This window comes from Ferrovibrio sp. (assembly GCF_036381655.1).
Lineage (GTDB): Bacteria > Pseudomonadota > Alphaproteobacteria > Ferrovibrionales > Ferrovibrionaceae > Ferrovibrio.
On sequence record NZ_DASVCJ010000047.1, the window covers coordinates 69,272 to 86,150 of the forward strand.

At 64.9% G+C, this 16,879-nt stretch carries 16 protein-coding genes; 6 read left to right on the forward strand and 10 right to left on the reverse strand.

Annotated features, from left to right (window positions below; genetic code table 11):
• Positions 1-26: 26 nt before the first annotated feature.
• The 5 genes from VF194_RS09730 to petA all read right to left on the reverse strand — a co-directional run bounded on the left by VF194_RS09730 (position 27) and on the right by petA (position 4,394).
• Positions 27-557, reverse strand: coding sequence for an adenine phosphoribosyltransferase (locus VF194_RS09730; RefSeq protein WP_330890432.1), 531 nt, complete (start codon positions 555-557; stop codon positions 27-29).
• Positions 558-577: 20 nt separating this feature from the next.
• Positions 578-1,675 (reverse strand): S-methyl-5'-thioadenosine phosphorylase, encoded by a 1,098-nt coding sequence (locus tag VF194_RS09735; RefSeq protein ID WP_330890434.1) that lies wholly within the window; start codon positions 1,673-1,675, stop codon positions 578-580.
• 120 nt (positions 1,676-1,795) lie between these two features.
• Complete coding sequence (locus tag VF194_RS09740; RefSeq protein ID WP_414656090.1) at positions 1,796-2,548, reverse strand: cytochrome c1; 753 nt, start codon at positions 2,546-2,548, stop codon at positions 1,796-1,798.
• A 25-nt stretch (positions 2,549-2,573) separates the two neighbouring features.
• Positions 2,574-3,848 carry a cytochrome b/b6 gene (locus VF194_RS09745; protein ID WP_330890438.1) on the reverse strand — a complete coding sequence of 425 codons (1,275 nt, stop codon included), beginning with the start codon at positions 3,846-3,848 and terminating at the stop codon, positions 2,574-2,576.
• 12 nt (positions 3,849-3,860) lie between these two features.
• A complete protein-coding gene (petA, locus tag VF194_RS09750) occupies positions 3,861-4,394 on the reverse strand; it encodes a ubiquinol-cytochrome c reductase iron-sulfur subunit (protein ID WP_330890440.1) in 534 nt (177 codons plus the stop codon).
• A 178-nt stretch (positions 4,395-4,572) separates the two neighbouring features.
• Between petA and VF194_RS09755 the strand changes: the two genes are divergently transcribed.
• The gene (locus tag VF194_RS09755) at positions 4,573-5,034 is read left to right on the forward strand and encodes a tRNA (cytidine(34)-2'-O)-methyltransferase (RefSeq protein WP_330890442.1); all 462 of its coding nucleotides are present in this window, start codon (positions 4,573-4,575) and stop codon (positions 5,032-5,034) included.
• Positions 5,035-5,061: 27 nt separating this feature from the next.
• Positions 5,062-5,916, forward strand: a complete 855-nt coding sequence (gene hemF / locus VF194_RS09760) for an oxygen-dependent coproporphyrinogen oxidase (protein ID WP_330890444.1) — start codon at positions 5,062-5,064, stop codon at positions 5,914-5,916.
• Between the two features lie 639 nt (positions 5,917-6,555).
• Here hemF and VF194_RS09765 read toward each other — a convergent pair.
• The 4 genes from VF194_RS09765 to VF194_RS09780 are packed head-to-tail and all read right to left on the reverse strand — an operon-like array spanning position 6,556 to position 9,383.
• The gene (locus VF194_RS09765; protein WP_330890446.1) at positions 6,556-7,839 is read right to left on the reverse strand and encodes a CCA tRNA nucleotidyltransferase; all 1,284 of its coding nucleotides are present in this window, start codon (positions 7,837-7,839) and stop codon (positions 6,556-6,558) included.
• 10 nt (positions 7,840-7,849) lie between these two features.
• Entirely contained in the window at positions 7,850-8,104 is a 255-nt protein-coding gene (locus VF194_RS09770) for a DUF6111 family protein (protein ID WP_330890448.1), read from the reverse strand.
• On the reverse strand, positions 8,101-8,796 hold the full coding sequence (locus VF194_RS09775; RefSeq protein ID WP_330890449.1) for a CoA pyrophosphatase: 696 nt from the start codon (positions 8,794-8,796) through the stop codon (positions 8,101-8,103). The genes VF194_RS09770 and VF194_RS09775 overlap by 4 nt, the downstream gene beginning before the upstream one ends.
• Positions 8,793-9,383 (reverse strand): DUF1285 domain-containing protein, encoded by a 591-nt coding sequence (locus tag VF194_RS09780; RefSeq protein WP_330890451.1) that lies wholly within the window; start codon positions 9,381-9,383, stop codon positions 8,793-8,795. The genes VF194_RS09775 and VF194_RS09780 overlap by 4 nt, the downstream gene beginning before the upstream one ends.
• 47 nt (positions 9,384-9,430) lie before the next feature.
• On the opposite strand from VF194_RS09780, the gene VF194_RS09785 reads away from it, so the two are divergent.
• Genes VF194_RS09785 through VF194_RS09800 form a run of 4 tightly spaced genes read left to right on the forward strand, consistent with a single transcriptional unit; the run spans position 9,431 to position 16,229 of the window.
• Positions 9,431-10,429, forward strand: coding sequence for a MoxR family ATPase (locus tag VF194_RS09785; RefSeq protein ID WP_330890453.1), 999 nt, complete (start codon positions 9,431-9,433; stop codon positions 10,427-10,429).
• Entirely contained in the window at positions 10,426-11,352 is a 927-nt protein-coding gene (locus VF194_RS09790; RefSeq protein WP_330890455.1) for a DUF58 domain-containing protein, read from the forward strand. Before VF194_RS09785 ends, VF194_RS09790 begins: the two co-directional genes overlap by 4 nt.
• 6 nt (positions 11,353-11,358) lie before the next feature.
• Positions 11,359-14,121: a DUF4159 domain-containing protein gene (locus VF194_RS09795; protein ID WP_330890457.1), complete on the forward strand. Its 2,763-nt coding sequence runs from the start codon at positions 11,359-11,361 to the stop codon at positions 14,119-14,121.
• An 8-nt stretch (positions 14,122-14,129) separates the two neighbouring features.
• The gene (locus VF194_RS09800) at positions 14,130-16,229 is read left to right on the forward strand and encodes a hypothetical protein (RefSeq protein WP_330890459.1); all 2,100 of its coding nucleotides are present in this window, start codon (positions 14,130-14,132) and stop codon (positions 16,227-16,229) included.
• A gap of 3 nt (positions 16,230-16,232) precedes the next feature.
• Here the strand turns inward: VF194_RS09800 and VF194_RS09805 are convergent, their stop codons facing one another.
• Positions 16,233-16,751 carry an N-acetyltransferase gene (locus tag VF194_RS09805; RefSeq protein WP_330890461.1) on the reverse strand — a complete coding sequence of 173 codons (519 nt, stop codon included), beginning with the start codon at positions 16,749-16,751 and terminating at the stop codon, positions 16,233-16,235.
• Positions 16,752-16,879: the final 128 nt, after the last annotated feature.

The window sequence follows — 16,879 nt, forward strand, 5'->3', positions numbered from 1 at the left end:
AGGGCCACTCCCTTGGCAGAAGGCTGTCAGTGGCCTTCGAAGTCGCAGAGCGCCAGCACCTTGACCCCCAGCGCCTCGAGACGCTTGCGGCCGCCAAGCTCAGGCAGATCGATGATGAACGAGCAGCCGATCACCACGCCCTTGTAGGCGCGGATCAGCTTGATCGCGGCCTCGGCCGTGCCGCCAGTAGCGATCAGGTCGTCGACGACGAGCACATTCTCGCCCGGCTGGATCGCATCGACATGGATTTCCATCGCATCGGTGCCGTATTCGAGCTGGTATTCCTGCTGCAGCGTCTTGTAGGGGAGCTTGCCGCGCTTGCGTACCGGCACGAAGCCGATCGAAAGCTGATGGGCGATGGCGCCGCCGAGAATGAAGCCGCGCGCCTCGATGCCGACCACCTTGTCGATGCGGGTACCGGCGAACGGCTGCACCATTTCGTCGATCGTCTTGCGGAAGCCCCGCGCATCCTGCAGCAGCGTGGTGATGTCGCGGAAAATGATCCCCGGTTTCGGATAATCCGGAATGGCGCGGATTTTGTCCTTGATGCCCTGCATGCGGCTGGTCTTTCCCTAACTCAGGCGTTCAAGACGCGGCCGGCGACCGCGTCGAGCTTCTTGATCAATTTCGGATCGCGCTTCTCCGGCGCCGTGATCAGCGCCGTATCGAGCGCATGATTGCAGCCTTGCGGACAATCCGCCGGGCGATGCTTGAGATGCGGGACGGCCTCGGCGACCAGAGCCTGCCCCTTCTCGGCATTTTCCAGCAGAACCTTTATCACGGCGGCGACATCGACATGATCGTGGTCGGGATGCCAGCAATCGTAATCGGTGACCATGGCGACGCTGGCATAGCAAAGCTCGGCTTCGCGGGCCAGCTTGGCCTCCGGTGCATTGGTCATGCCGATCACATCGCAACCCCAGCTCTTGTACAGGAAGCTTTCCGCCTGCGTGGAGAATTGCGGCCCTTCCATGCACAGATAGACGCCGCCGCGCTGAACCTCGATACCGGCGGCCTTCGCCGCCGCTTCCAGCGCGTCGCCCAGACGATGGCAGACCGGATGCGCCGCCGAAACATGGGCGACGAGTCCGGTACCGAAGAAGCTTTTCTGCCGCATGAAGGTACGATCAATGAACTGATCGACGATCACGAAAGTTCCCGGCGCCAGAATCTCCTTGAACGAACCGCAGGCCGAAACCGAGATCACGTCCTGGCAGCCGACGCGCTTCAGCGCGTCGATATTGGCCCGGTAATTCACCTCGGACGGCGAATGGCGATGTCCGCGGCCATGGCGCGGCAGGAAGACCAGTTCGGCGCCATCGAGGGTGCCGAACAGCAGCTCGTCGGACGGATCGCCCCATGGCGTCGAAACCTTCCGCCATTGCGTGTTCTTCAGGCCGGCCATGCCGTAGATGCCGCTGCCGCCCAGCACGCCGATCCGCACCGGATCGCCCGGCCTGGCGATATGCGGCTTGGAAATGTTGGCGCTCTTGCGGCCACCCTTGACGGATTTGGCGGCGACCCGCGCAATCGCCCCCGCGGATGCGCTGTTGCTGCCGCTGCGCCGGACGGCGGTTTTGCGCTTGGCCGCCGATCCGGAGGCGGCTTTGGCGCGGCTTGCCTTGCGCGGCGCGGAACTGCGCTTGGATGTCGGTTTTCTTGCTTTCGCCGCCATCGTCTATCCCCGTCGGAATCGGCTCAAATTGCCGCGCGACTTAAGCAAACCGCCTGTCGCGGCGCAACAAAAAAGGCCGCCCCGACCGTTTGGCCGGGACGGCCCTGAACCCGCGAAACGTCAGTGGACGTCGCGCCAGATCCGCTTCTTGGCGGCGAAGAACAGGCCGGTCAGGATGACCAGGAAGATCATCACCTTCAGGCCCATGCGCTTGCGCTCTTCCAGCTTGGGCTCGGCCGTCCACATCAGGAAGGTCGTAACGTCATGCGCCTCCTGCTCCAGCGTCGCCTTGGTGCCGTCGCTGTAGGTCACCTGATCGGCGGTCAGCGGCTGCGGCATCGCGATCTTATGACCGGGGAAGCCCTCGTTGTAATGCAGGCCTTCCGGCACCTGGAAGCCCGCCGGGGCTTCCTTGTAGCCGGTCAGGACCGAGTAGATGTAGTCCGGACCATGAGCCCGGGCCTTGGCCACCAGCGACAGATCCGGCGGCAGAGCCCCGCCATTCGCCGCCCGCGCAGCCTTGTCGTTCGGGAAAGGCGATGGGAATTTGTCGGCCAGGGTCGCCGGGCGCTGGAACATCTCGCCATCATCGTTCGGACCGTCGGTGACCTGATAGCCCGCCGCCAGCGCCTTCGCCTCCGCTTCCGAGAAGCCGATCTCGGTCAGATTGCGGAAGGCGACGTACTTCATGCTGTGACAGGCGGAGCAGACCTCTTTGTAGATCTGGTATCCGCGCTGCAGGGCGGCGCGATCGAAGGTGCCGAACGGACCGTCGAAGCTCCATTTCTGGGCCGGCGGGGCGCTGCCCTCGGCGGCCATGGCGGGAACGGCGCAGCCGAGGACGAGGGCCGCGAGGATCGCACGCAGTGACATCTTTTTCATTCTTCGATCCCCCAGCTTACGCTTTGCTGCCCGCAGCGCCCGGAGCGGCATCGCCCTTGAGCACCGCCTCGCTGATCGACGCCGGCAGCTTCAGCGGCTTCTCGAACCAGCCGACCAGCGGCAGCAGCACCAGGAAGTGCAGGAAGTAATAGATCGTGCAGACGCGGCCGATCACCAGGGCCATGCCTTCCGGCGGCTGGCCGCCGGCATACCACAGGCCGATGCAGGCCAGCACGAACACCCAGAACAGCTGCTTGTAGATCGGGCGGAACTTGGCCGACCTCACCTTGCTGGTGTCCAGCCAGGGCAGCACGAACAGGATCAGGATCGAGCCGAACATGGCGATGACGCCGGCCAGCTTGGCTTCGATGAACCAGATGTCCGGCACCGAACGCAGGATCGCGTAGAACGGCAGGAAGTACCATTCGGGCACGATATGCGCCGGCGTCACCAGCGGATTGGCCGGAATGTAGTTGTCCGGATGGCCCAGACCGTTCGGATTGTAGAACAGCCAGTAGCCGAAGAAGAGCAGGAACAGGCCGATGCCGAACAGATCCTTGATGGTGTAGTACGGATGGAACGGGATCTTGTCCTGCGGGCCCTTGGTGTCGATGCCCAGCGGGTTGTTGGAACCATGCTGGTGCAGCGCCAGGACGTGCAGCACCACCACGCCGACGATGACGAACGGCAGCAGGTAGTGCAGCGAGAAGAAGCGGTTGAGCGTCGGGTTGTCGACCGCAAAGCCGCCCCAGAGCCAATGCACGATCGGCTCGCCGATCACCGGAATGGCCGAGAACAGGTTGGTGATCACGGTGGCGCCCCAGAAGCTCATCTGGCCCCACGGCAGCACGTAGCCCATGAAGGCGGTCGCCATCATCAGCAGGAAGATGACGAGGCCGAGCCACCACAGCAGCTCGCGCGGCGCCTTATAGGAGCCGTAATACAGGCCACGGAAAATGTGGATGTAGACGGCCACGAAGAACATCGACGCGCCGTTCGAGTGCATGTAGCGCAGCAGCCAGCCATAATTGACGTCGCGCATGATGTGCTCGACCGAATCGAAGGCCAGCGAAGTCTGCGGCGTGTAGTGCATCACCAGCACGATGCCGGTCAGGATCTGAATGACCAGGCAGAGGCCGGCCAGCGAGCCGAAATTCCACCAGTAGTTCAGATTCTTCGGGGCCGGATACTGGCTGCCCACCACATGATCGAGGGTCGAGAAGATCGGCAAGCGGTATTCGATCCACTTGACGATCGGATTGCTGTAGAAGCCGGTCGTATTATTTGCCATCGGTTGGGGTCCTTAGCCGATGCGGATGCGGGTGTCAGTCAGGAAGGTGTATTGCGGCACCGCCAGATTCTTCGGCGCCGGGCCTTTCCGGATGCGGCCCGAGGTGTCGTAGACCGAACCGTGGCAGGGGCAGAACCAGCCGTGATACTCGCCCTGCTCGCCGAGCGGCACGCAACCCAGATGGGTGCAGACGCCGACCAGCACCAGCCATTCCGGCTTCTGGACCCGATCCTCGTCGCGCTGCGGATCCTTCAGGTCGGCATTGTCGTCCTTCTCGGCGGCCTCGATTTCCGCCTTCGTGCGATGGCGCACGAAAACCGGCTTGCCGCGCCACAGGACCGTCAGGCTCTGGCCGACTTCGATTTGGCTGAGGTCGACCTCGGTGCTGGACAGCGCCAGAACATCCTCAGACGGATTCATTTGATCGATGAACGGCCACAAAGCCGCCGCCGCCCCCACCGCTCCGAACGCGCCGGCCGCGACGACGATAAAGTCGCGGCGGGTCGGCTCGGTCGTGCCGGCCTTTTGGGTCGCTGTCCCTGCCATAGCTTCCTCGAGAAATAATAAGGTCCTGGAAACGAGAGGGGATATTTCTCACTATATGTTGACGAAGTCCAGCATTTAGCCCAATGCATGCGACAGGTTGCCGCAGGGGTCTTGAGGCTGGAAACGGCTTGATAAACCGCGAAAAACCTGACACCCCTCTCCCGCCTCGAAGGACCCGATGCGGATCGCACTGTTTGAGCCCGACATACCTCCGAACCTCGGCACGATTCTGCGCCTCGGGGCCTGCCTTGACGTGCCGGTGCATGTCATCGAACCCTGCGGCTTCCCTTTTTCGGTGCAGGCGATCCGCCGCAGCGCGATGGACTATCTCGAACATGCCGCGATCTTCCGGCATGAGAGCTGGGACCGCTTCCTGGCCGAGCGGCCGCCCGGCCGCCTGTTGCTGATGACGACCAAGGCCGCCGTTCCGTATACCGAGTTTCGCTTCGCCGCCGGCGACATAATAATAATGGGCCGCGAAAGCAAGGGAGCGCCGGACCATGTTCATGCCGCCGCCGATGCCCGGCTGGTGATCCCCATCCGCCCCGGGTTGCGCTCCATCAACGTCGCCACCGCCGCGGCCATGGTACTCGGCGAGGCGTTGCGTCAGTTGCAGGCCTTCCCCCGCCCGGCTTCCTGATCCCGCTTTATGAAGGAGAGAAATTCCATGAGCGATGCCGTCGTCTCCGACCGCCAGCAGCAGGCTCGCCTGTGGTTTGAGGAATTGCGCAATCGCATCTGCGCCGCTTTCGAGCAGCTCGAGGATGAACTGACCGGCCGACTGAGCGACCGGCCGGCCGGCCGCTTCGAGCGCAAGAGCTGGGAGCGGCCGGGCGGCGGCGGCGGCGTGATGAGCGTCATGCGCGGGCGGGTGTTCGAGAAGGTCGGCGTCAATGTCTCGACCGTGCATGGCGAGTTCTCGCCCGAGTTCCGCAAACAGATTCCCGGTGCGGCCGAGACGGGGCGCTTTTGGGCATCGGGCATCTCGCTGGTCGCGCATATGCAGTCGCCCAAGGTTCCCGCCGTGCACATGAACACGCGCTTCCTCGTCACCAGCAAGTCGTGGTTCGGCGGTGGCGCCGACCTGACGCCGATGATTCCCGACGCCGCGGATACCGACAGCTTCCATGCCGCATTGAAAGCGGCGTGCGATCGCTTCGATCCCGACTACTACCCCCGCTTCAAGAAATGGTGCGACGATTATTTCTTCCTGCCGCATCGCAACGAGCCCCGCGGCGTCGGCGGAATCTTCTTCGACAATCTCGACAGCGGCGACTGGGAACGCGACTTCGCATTCACCAAAGCGGTCGGCGAATCGTTCCTCGAATCGTACCCGAGAATCGTGCGCCGGCACCTGAATGATTCGTGGACCGAAGCCGAAAGAGACCATCAACTGGTCCGTCGAGGGCGCTACGTGGAGTTCAATCTGCTCTACGACCGCGGCACGACTTTCGGTCTCAAGACCGGCGGCAACACCGAAGCGATCCTCATGTCGATGCCGCCTGTCGTGAAATGGCCATGATCAAAATCACCAGTATTTATGCGGCTTCGCGCGCATTCGCGTTTTTCTCTGCGATCATCGTCGTATTACTTTGACGATGCGTTTTCGTTCGAGCGTTGCCCTCGAGTCTGCGACCAAAAGGACACGCTTTTAATAATTTTTTAGCACTACGCAAGATTTAGTGGTTAACGCCGCAATGTTGTGCTAGAGATACGCTCGTTCGAGAAACATTTCTCGAAACTTCGTTGCGGTATGTACCGCACTTAATCCATGGAGGAGAACATGGCTGCGAAGAAGAAGGCTGCTAAGAAGAAGGTAGCCAAGAAGGCCGTGAAGGCTAAGAAGGCCCCGAAGGCCAAGAAGAAGGTTGCCAAGAAGAAGGCTGCCAAGAAGAAGTAAAGTCCAAGTAGCGTAAGTTTGGTCTCGAGCTCCACATCGACGTCCGGATTACGGCGCCGACGTGGAGCTCGAGTTCTTTTAAGCGCCTGACAAATTTCAAGCGCCCGACCAAGCGGCCCGCGTTTGCCGCACCGACCGCCTCCCGACCGTTCCGCCTATCGTCGGATGCCCCTCACGAAAGGGCGGCGCTTTACCTCCTGGAAATCATTAAAACGCGCATTTTCCGCGGGCTTTGGTTCGCAGGCTTTGGTTTTCGGGCTTTCAGTTGCCCGGCGCCACCCGCACGCGCTCGCGCAACTGTGCCAGGCAAGCCTCCCGGTCGGCCTGGAAGCCGCCCTCCGCCCACCATGTTTCCAGCTCTCTCAGCAATGCGCTGACCGTCGGCCCCGGCGAGAAGCCGAGCGCCAGGATATCGGCGCCACGCAGGGGAAAGACCGGGCGGCGCCATTGCGTCGTCTCCACCGCCCTCTGCAACGCCGCCGCAGCGACATCTTGATCGCGCGCTCCCAGCAGCAGCACATGATCGCGGCAACGTTCTGCGCCAAAGCGATAGAGCGCCTGCCGGAAGCGTGCCTCGTCCGGCAGTGATTCGGCGGTGAAGGGCGCCGGCGCCATGGTCGCACCGAAGCGCAGCCGCTGCGCGTTCGACAGCTTCAAACGGTCGGCGAGGCGATCGGCAAGCTCGGCAGGACCGGGCGGAAAGAGCGCGGCCAGCCGCGGCCAGACTTCCGGGTAAAGCCCGCTCCGCTCCGACAATGCCGCCTGCAACCGGATCAGCGCCGATAGCTGGGCGGCATCGAAGCGCGCATCGGGCAGCAGGGCGGCCAGCACGCCGCTTTGCTGCATCAGCAGCAAAGCCTCAGGCGCATTCGGCAGCCCCAATATCTTCAGCAATTCGTCGCGGATGCGCTCGCCCGAGAGGCGCTCCAGCTTGTCTGCGGCATCCGCGCAGGCGGCCAGCGCAGCGGCATCCGGCGCGCCCCTGCCGAATCGGGCATGGAAACGGAAAAAGCGCAGGACGCGCAGATAGTCTTCCGCCACGCGCTGCCTGGGATCGCCGATGAAACGCACGATGCCGGCCGCCAGATCGGCCCGGCCGCCGGTGAAATCGTGCAGGCGGCCATCGGCGTCGGCGTATAGCGCATTGATGGTGAAGTCGCGCCGCTTGGCGTCCTCCGCCCAATCGGTGCCGTAGGACACCACGGCATGGCGGCCGTCGGTCGAAACGTCGCGGCGCAGCGTGGTGATCTGGAAGGTCGATGGCGGCGCCACCGCCGTCACCGTGCCATGCTCGATCCCGGTCGGCACGGCCTTCAGCTTCGCCTTCTCGAGCCGGCGGATCACCACCTCCGGCACCTCCGGCGTGGCGATGTCGATATCCTCCGGCTGCAGGCCCAGGATAGCGTCCCGCACGCAGCCGCCGACGAACCGGACGGTAGCGCCGCCCGCACCCAACGCCGCCAGCACGGCGAGGGTGGGCGGCGCCTGCATCCAGTCCGTCGGCTCGATGCGGTCGGGCAGATCCTGCTCTGGCTCGCTGGTCATCGATGGCAGCTCATCGCGTGATTCGGCCGGGTACGATGCGGCCGTCCTCAAACCGGGCGGGAGCATAGTCGCCCAGCTGCTGCTCGAAGAAAACGCCCCAGATGATGAAGCTGACGATGGCGAGGACCAGCCCGCTTGCCGCCAGCCAGAACCACGGCGTCGCCTCGGGGCCGTCCTTGCCGCTCCGCTTCACATGCCACAGGTACAGCCCATAAAGGATGAACGGCAGCAGCAGCGGAAGAAGGTTAAGAAGAAGACGGCTCATCCGGCGACTTCGCGCTCGTTGTTGGCCACATCGCCATGCAGAAGTTCATGCAGATTGCGCAGCATGCCGGCGGTCGCTCCCCAGATATACCGGTCGTCATACGGCATGGCCCACCATTGCCGCTCCATCCCGTTGAATACGCCCCTATGGCGCTGGTGATTTCGGGAATCCATCAGGAAGGCAAACGGAACCTCGAAAATCTCCGCCACCTCGTGCTGCTGCGGCATCAGGGTAAAGCCGGGGCGGACCATGCCCACCACCGGCACGATGATGAAGCCGGTGCCGGTAACGTAAGGATCGAGCGCGCCAAGAACGCTGACATGGACCCGGTCGAGACCGATCTCCTCCTCGGTCTCGCGCAGCGCCGTGGCAATCACATCGGGATCCTCCGGATCGATCCGGCCGCCGGGAAAACTGATCTGGCCGGCATGATTGGACAGATGCGCCGTGCGCTTGGTCAGGATGACGCGCTCGCCATCCTCATAGGCGACCACCGGCATCAGGACGGCCGCCGGAACCAGCGGACCGGGCCGAAGCGGCCGGAAATTCTGATTGAGCTGGAAATCGCCCTTCGGGGCGGCGGCATAGTCGCGCGGTATGTCGGCGAGCGGCGGCACCGGCCGAAGCCGCCGCCGCAGGCGATCGAGCACCGGCGTCGCCGCCGCGACGATCATGGGCGCCTCGGCCGTCATAGGACATCCCCGAGCGAAAAGAACTGCCCGGCGCTGAACACGCCGTAGGAGCGGCGAGCGTCCAGCTCGCGTTCCTCGGCAAGATCGGCCAGCTGATAATAGACCGGGCGGGTCAGCAATGCCTCGAGCCGGCCGCGCACGAGGACGTAAGGCGACGGCTCGCCGGTGGCCGGGTTGATGCTGACCCGCAGCGGATGCTCTGCATCGAGAGGGACGATATCGTCGACGTTGGTGCGGAAGGCGATCAGGCGGCTCTCGCCCTCGCCGGCCAGAGTCATTTCGACCGCAACAAAGGGCGCATCGTCGACCCTGATGCCGCATTTCTCCACCGGCGTGACCAGTACGTAACTTCCATCCGCCTCCCGGCGCAGGATGCTGGCGAAGAGCCGGACCATTGCCGGCCGAGAAATTGGCGAGCCCATGTAATGCCAGGATCCGTCCCGGGCGATACGCATATCGATTTCGCCGCAAAACGGCGGATTCCATTTTTCTACCGGCGGTTTGCCCTGCAGGGCAGTTTCGCTGCCGGCGCTGAAACGGGCAATCACGTCTTTGAGATTTGGTACTTTGGCACTAGGGACGGGCATATGCGATATCTGTGCTTTCGCTTCCCTTCTACTATATACTCGCCGGCATGCAAAATCTGAGTGATACTGCCGAACAGATCCTTCCCGAAATTGAGCGGATTGGCGGGCGGCTGGGCGCCGCGCGCGATGCGGTCGAGCGGGTCATCTTCGGCCAGGGCAACGTGGTCGAGGAAACGCTGATCACCCTGCTGGCCGGCGGACATGCCCTGCTGGTCGGCGTTCCCGGCCTCGCCAAGACCAAGCTGGTCGAAACGCTGGCCAAGGTGCTTGGCCTGGACGCCCGCCGGGTCCAATTCACCCCGGATCTGATGCCCGCCGACATTCTCGGCTCCGAGGTCCTCGAGGAAAGCGATGCCGGCAGGCGCTCGTTCCGTTTCATTCCGGGCCCGGTCTTCTGTCAGTTGCTGATGGCCGACGAGATCAACCGCGCCAGCCCGCGCACCCAGTCGGCGCTCTTGCAGGCCATGCAGGAGCGTCAGGTCTCGGTGGCCGGCCAGCGCCACGAATTGCCGGCGCCCTTCCATGTGCTGGCGACGCAAAATCCGCTGGAGCAGGAAGGCACCTATCCGCTGCCGGAGGCGCAACTCGACCGTTTTCTGCTGCAGATCGACGTACATTACCCGGACCGCGAGGCGGAACGCCGGATGCTGTTCGCCACCACCGGCGCGACCGAGGAAACCGTCCCGGCCGTGCTCAGCGCCGCCGATCTGATGGCAGCGCAGCGCCTGGTGCGGCGCGTGCCGGTCGGCGAAAGCGTCGTGGAGGCGATTCTGAACCTGGTCCGCTCCGGACGGCCCGAGGACACCACGATAGAAGGACTGGACGAACAGGTTGCCTGGGGCCCCGGACCTCGCGCCAGCCAGGCCCTGATGCTGGCGGTGCGTGCAAGGGCGCTGCTGCAGGGGCGGCTGGCTCCTTCGATCGACGACGTTCTGGCGCTCGCCGGCCCGGTCCTGCGCCACCGCATGGCATTGACCTTCGCGGCCCGGGCGGAGGGCGTCACGATGGCCGACGTGATTGGTCGCCTGACCCAGCCACTGCAATGAGCAGAGCGACGGCCGCCGGAGCGACAGCAAATGCCCGGCGCCAGCGCGCCGAACATTTTGCTGCTTTCCTGCCGCCGCTGCTGGTCGCCGCCGAGCGGGTGGCCGCCACGATCGAGCAAGGCGTGCATGGCCGCCGACGCGTCGGCGCAGGCGATGCCTTCTGGCAGTTCCGCCGCTACAGCCCTGGCGACCCGATCGCGCGAATCGACTGGCGCCAGACGGCCAAGCGCCCGCACCCCTTCATCCGCGAAAACGAATGGGAAGCCGCCGAAAGCGTCTGGCTGTGGCGGGATCCCTCGCCGTCGATGCGCTGGAAGTCGTCGCAGGCTCCGGAACAGAAGGACATGCGCGCCGACCTGTTGCTGCTGGCGCTGGCCAGCCTGCTGCTGCGCGGCGGCGAGCGGATTGCGCTGCTGGGCAATCCGGAACGGCCGGCCACCGGCCGGCTGGTCCTGGAAAGGATCGCCGAACAGCTGCTGCGCGCGCGCCTGAATACCGCCGAAGCCAGCCTGCCGCCGGCGCAGAGCCTGCCGCGCTATGCGCATGTCGTGCTGATCGGCGACTTCCTCTACCCGATTCCCGAATTGGCGGCCCGCCTGCGCGCCATTGCCGATATGGGCATCAAAGGCACGCTGATGCGCCTGGTCGACCCGGCCGAAGAGGATTTCCCCTATCAGGGCCGGACGCGATTCCTGGGGCTGGAGGGCGAAACGCCCCTGCTGGTACCGCGCGCGGAGTCGCTCGCCGACGATTGGCGCACCGCCTTTGCCGCGCATCAGCACGATCTGGCCGAGGTCTGCCGCCGACTGGGATGGCGGCACCTGAAGCACGGGACCGACCGGCCGCCGCAGACTGCTTTGCTGGCATTGTACCAAGCCCTCCAGGGCGAGCGGGCCGGACGGGCGAATATCATCATGCGGTAGGCCGCCATGCTGACGCTCGGCTCTCTTGCCTTCGCCACGCCCTGGGCACTCGCCGCGCTCCTGAGCTTGCCGGTCCTGTGGTGGCTGCTGCGGATCACGCCGCCGACGCCCAAGCAGGTCGAGTTCCCGCCGCTGCGCCTGTTGCAGCTTCTTCGCCCCAAGGAAGAAACGCCGGCCCATACGCCGCTCTGGCTGCTGCTGCTGCGCCTGCTCATCGCGGCACTGGCCATCCTCGCATTGGCGGAACCGATCCTGAACCCGCAGGTGGCGCAACGGCATAGCGGACCGCTGGTGCTGGTAATCGACGACGACTGGACGGCGGCGGCGCATTGGCGCGAGCACCTTGCCTATGCGGACAATGTTCTGGATCGCGCCGAACGCGAGGGCCGCCCGGCGCTTCTGGTGACGAGCGCTCCGCCCGAGAATGCCGAGACGGAGCAGGTGAGCCAATTGATGCCGGCCGGCGAATTGCGTCCCACCGTCGCCGCCTTGCAGCCCAAGGCCTGGCGGAGCGATCGCGCCGCCCTGGTCCAGACCCTGCGTGGAGCGAAACTGCCCGACAGCGCCGAAGTGATCTGGCTCACCGACGGATTGCAGGACGATGCCAGCGGCGAGGGCGCCTACACGCTTGCCGAATGGCTGCTCAGGCTCGGTCCCCTGCAGGTGGTCACCGACGAGCCGGGCAACGCGCCGCTGGCGCTCTTGCCGCCGGCGACCAACCGGCAGGGCGACATGATCACCGCCCGCCGGCCGCAAGGTGAAACGGGAGAGCGCCGTATGACGCTACGCGCGGTAACCGATCAGGGCCGCGTCCTGGCACGGAACACGATGACCTTCACAGGCGGCTCGGCCACCGCCGAGACGAAACTCGATCTGCCCAGCGAACTGCGCAACCAGCTCTCGCGGCTGGAGATCGAGGAGCAGCCGAGTGCCGGGACGGTGCAGTTGCTGGACGATCGCTGGCGCCGCCGCCCGGTCGGCCTTGTCGCCGGCGGCGCTCTGGAAACTCGTCAACCTTTGCTGGACGACCTCTTTTATCTCGACCGCGCGCTGAGCCCCTATGCCGAGCTGCGGCAGGGCCGCATCGCGGAATTGCTGGAGCGGGATATCGCCGTCATCATCCTGGCCGATGTCGCGCAGGTCGTCGGCGGCGACGAAAGCCGGCTCCAGGACTGGATCGACCGCGGCGGCGTGCTGCTGCGCTTCGCCGGTCCGAGAATGGCGGAAACCAACGATTCGCTGTTGCCGGTGAAGCTGCGCCAGGGCGCGCGCCAGCTCGGCGGGGCATTGTCCTGGTCTCAGCCGCAGAAGCTCGGTCCGATTCCGGAGAGCAGCCCCTTCTATGGCCTCCCCGGCGGAGAAGACATCACCGTCACCCGGCAGGTCCTGGCCGAACCGGAAGCGCAGCTTGGCGAGAAGACCTGGCTGCGCCTGGAGGACGGGACCCCGCTGGTTACAGCCGAACGGCGCGGCAAGGGTTGGTTGATTCTCGTGCACACGACGGCAAATACATTATGGTCCGATCTTGCCTTGAGCGGGTTTTATGTCGAGATGCTTCGCAAGGTGATCGATCTTTCTCAAGGCGTGGCGGCCAGCAGCGACGTGGCGGACAATCCCTTGCCGCCCCTGAACGTGCTGGACGGCTTCGGCCGCTCGATACAGCCAAGTCCCGCCGTGCAGCCGTTGCCTGCCCAAAGCGGCAGCAGCGTCAAGCCCGGCCCGGAGCATCCGCCCGGCTGGTACGGCCGCCTCGATGCGCGCCGGGCCTTGAATGCGACCAATGCCGAGACCGTCCTGCAGCCGATTTCCAAATGGCCGGCCGAGGCGAGCGTCGTGACGCTGCGGCAGACGGCGCATGAAGTCCGGCTGCTGCCCTGGCTGCTCAGCGCCGCCCTGCTGCTCATCCTTGCCGATTGGCTGATCGGCCTCGCCCTGCGCGGATTGCTGCCGCGCTTCCGGCCGGCGGCCGGGCTATTGCTGATCGGCGTTCTGGTCGGCGTCGGATCAGCGGCGCAGGCGCAGCAGCGCGGAAATGCAATCTCGCCGGCCGACGAATTCGCCATGAAAGCCTCGCTCGATCTGCGGCTGGCCTATGTCATCACCGGACAGCGCGACGTCGACGAGATGAATCGCGCCGGCCTGTACGGGCTGACCGAAATTCTGTACCGCCGGACCTCGATAGAGGCGGCCGAGCCGATCGGCATCGATCTGGAGAAGGACGATATTTCGCTGCTGCCGTTTTTATACTGGGCGATCACGCCCAGACAGCCGCAACTGTCCGATCAGGCGCTGCGCCGCATCGATCAGTTCATGAAAACCGGCGGCATGATCCTGTTCGATACGCGCGATCAGGCGACCGGCCTGAGCGGCACTGCCGCCAGCCCCAACACCGCCAAGCTGCGCCAGCTGCTGGCCAAGCTGGACGTCCCGCCGCTGATGCCGGTGCCTGAAGATCATGTCCTGACCAAGGCATTTTATCTTCTGCAGGATTTCCCTGGCCGCTATAGCGGCGGAACCGTCTGGGTCGAGCGCAATCCCGGCGGCGACAAGGACGGCGTCACCTCCATGGTCATCGGCAGCAACGACTGGGCCGCGGCCTGGGCGATGGATTCGAGCGGCCGTCCCCTGGCGGCTACGGTTCCGAACACGCCGCGGCAGCGTGAATATGCCTATCGCTTCGGCGTCAATCTTCTGATGTACACCCTGACCGGCAACTACAAGGCCGATCAGGTGCATGTCCCCGCCCTGCTGGAACGCCTGGGACAGTAAGGCTTTCCATGAACAGCACCTATACGCTCGATTTTGCTCCCCTGGTGCCCTGGCCTTTTCTGGCGGCCTGCATGGCAATCGTGGTGCTGCTCGCGATCTATGGCCTGTGGCATCGCGCGCGCGGAACGCTTCTGCGCACCCTTGCCGCTGCAGTCGCACTGGCCGCCTTGGCCAATCCGGTGGCCCGCAAGGAAGAGCATGCCGGACTGCCCGATGTCGCCGTCGTCGTGGTCGACGACAGCCCGAGCCAGGGCATCGGCGATCGGCGCCAGCAGACCGCCGCCGCCGAGGCCGCCCTGCGGCAGAGGCTCGGCGCCATCGAGAACCTGGACGTGCGTGTGGTCCATGCCGGCCAGCCGAGCGCGAACACGGCGCATAGAGACGAAGGCACCCGGCTGTTTTCCGCCCTGACGCTCGCCTTGAGCGACCTGCCGCGTCAGCGGCTGGCCGGCAGCATCCTGATCACCGATGGCCAGGTACATGACATGCCGGAGGTCGTCGCGGCGCAGGATGCGGCAAGCGCACCCGTCCATGTGCTGCTGACCGGCCGCCCCGACGAGCGGGATCGCCGTCTGGTCGTGCATAACGCCCCCACCTTCGGCATGGTCAATCAGGACCTCAGCATCACGTTGCGTGTGGACGATTCAGGCGCTGCGCCGGGCGAGACCGCCGAATTGCATTTCCACCAGCAGGATGTGGGCGATCAGACGATCACCGCCCCGATCGGCCAGGATGTCACCGTGCCGTTCCGGCTGCCGCGCGCCGGCCATAGCCTGCTCGAATTCGACGTCGCGCCTGTGGAAGGCGAACTCACGCCGCTGAACAACCGCGTCGCCCTGTCCGTCAATGGCGTACGCGACAGGCTTCGCGTGCTGCTGGTCACCGGCGAAGCCCATGCCGGCGAGCGCGTCTGGCGCAACCTGCTGAAGGCCGATCCGAACGTCGATCTCGTGCATTTTACCATTCTGCGGCCGCCGGACAAGCAGGACGGCACGCCGATCCGTGAACTATCGCTGATCGCCTTCCCGATCCGCGAGCTGTTCGAACTCAAACTCAACGAGTTCGACCTGATCATCTTCGATCGCTACCGGCGCCGCGGCATCCTGCCGAGCTCCTATTATGAAAACATCGTCAATTACGTCCGCCATGGCGGCGCCCTGCTCGACGTTTCCGGGCCAGCCTATGCGACCCCGCTGAGCATCTACCGCACGCCCCTGGCCGATGTCCTGCCGGGCCGGCCGACCGGCACCGTCCGCACCGAACCGTTCCTGCCGGAGTTGAGCCCGACCGGCTTGCGGCATCCGGTCACCGCCGATCTGCCGGGCGCAACCGACAACAACGGAAAGCCGAGCTGGAGCCACTGGTTCCGCGTCACCAATGTCGATGTCACGCGCGGCCAGACGCTGATGCAGACGTCGGACGGCACGCCGCTGCTGGTGCTCGATCGTTTCGAACAGGGACGGGTGGCGCAGATCTATTCCGACCAGATCTGGCTATGGTCGCGCGGCTTCGAAGGCGGCGGCCCGCAGGCCGAATTGCTGCGCCGCCTGGCGCATTGGCTGATGAAGGAGCCAGATCTGGAGGAGGAGGCGCTGCGCGCCGAAATCCGCGGCGGCGAGTTGCAGGTCGAGCGCCAAAGCCTGACCGAGCATCAGGAGCCGGTGACCGTCACCAAGCCGGATGGCAGCCAGGCCCCGCTCAAACTGACCGAACAGGGCAAGGGCTTGTCCAACGGCACGATGCCGGTGGAGATGCCCGGCATCTATCGCGTCGAGGATGGCGAGCATGAGGCGATCGCCACGATGGGGTCCGTCAATCCGAAAGAATTCGCCGACCCGCGCGCCACGCCGAACATATTGAAGCCGCTCGCCGATGCGAGCCATGGCAGCGAACATTGGCTGCGCGACGGTCTGCCCGATATCCGCATGCTGGACAAGCCGACGCGCAGCGCGGCCCGCGACGCCGCCGGGCGCGACTGGATCGGCCTGTACCGGCAGAACGATTACGTCGTCACCGGCCTGACGCTGACGCCGCTGGCGGCGCCGCTCGGCGTGCTGGCCGGGTTGCTGGTTGTCATGCTGCTGATGTGGCGGCGCGAAAGCCGCTAGGCCTCAGGCGGCGCGGCTGCGACGCCCGGCCTTCGCCTTGCCGACCATGCCTCTGACATCGGTCAGGGCACCCGGCGCCAGTTCCATCACCTGGAACCGCTCGCGTTCCACCCAGCCCGGCATTTCCAGGCCGCGGTCGGCGGCATTGCTGAAACCGAAGGGTTCGTAATACGGCTTATCGCCCACCAGGATGCAGATCCGGTGCCCCTGCCGGGTGGCGGCATAGAGGCTGTGCCGGATCAATGCCCGGCCGATCCCCTGGCCCTGATAGTCCGGATGCACGGCGACCGGCCCCAGCATCACCGCCGCCGTCTGCTCGCCGATCGTGACCGGCCAATAGCGGATCGAACCCAGCACCCGCCCTTCCGGATCGCGGACCACGAAAGCCAGCGACTTCACATGCGCAACGCCCTCGCGCAGGCGATAAACCGTCTTTTTCGTCCGCTCCGACCCGAAGGTGATGTCGAGCAGGTTTTCGATCTGGGCGGCATCGGTGGACCGCTCGGGAACTATGGGGAACATCAGCTTGCTTCCGGCAACGAGATCTGAAACCACTGGCGGACGGGCCGTCCGGGCCGTCCGTCCTTTCGGCCGGCGGTTCGCGGTCATCCTGGAAGCTGCTGGTGTCGTTTTTCAGAAATAGCGACTTG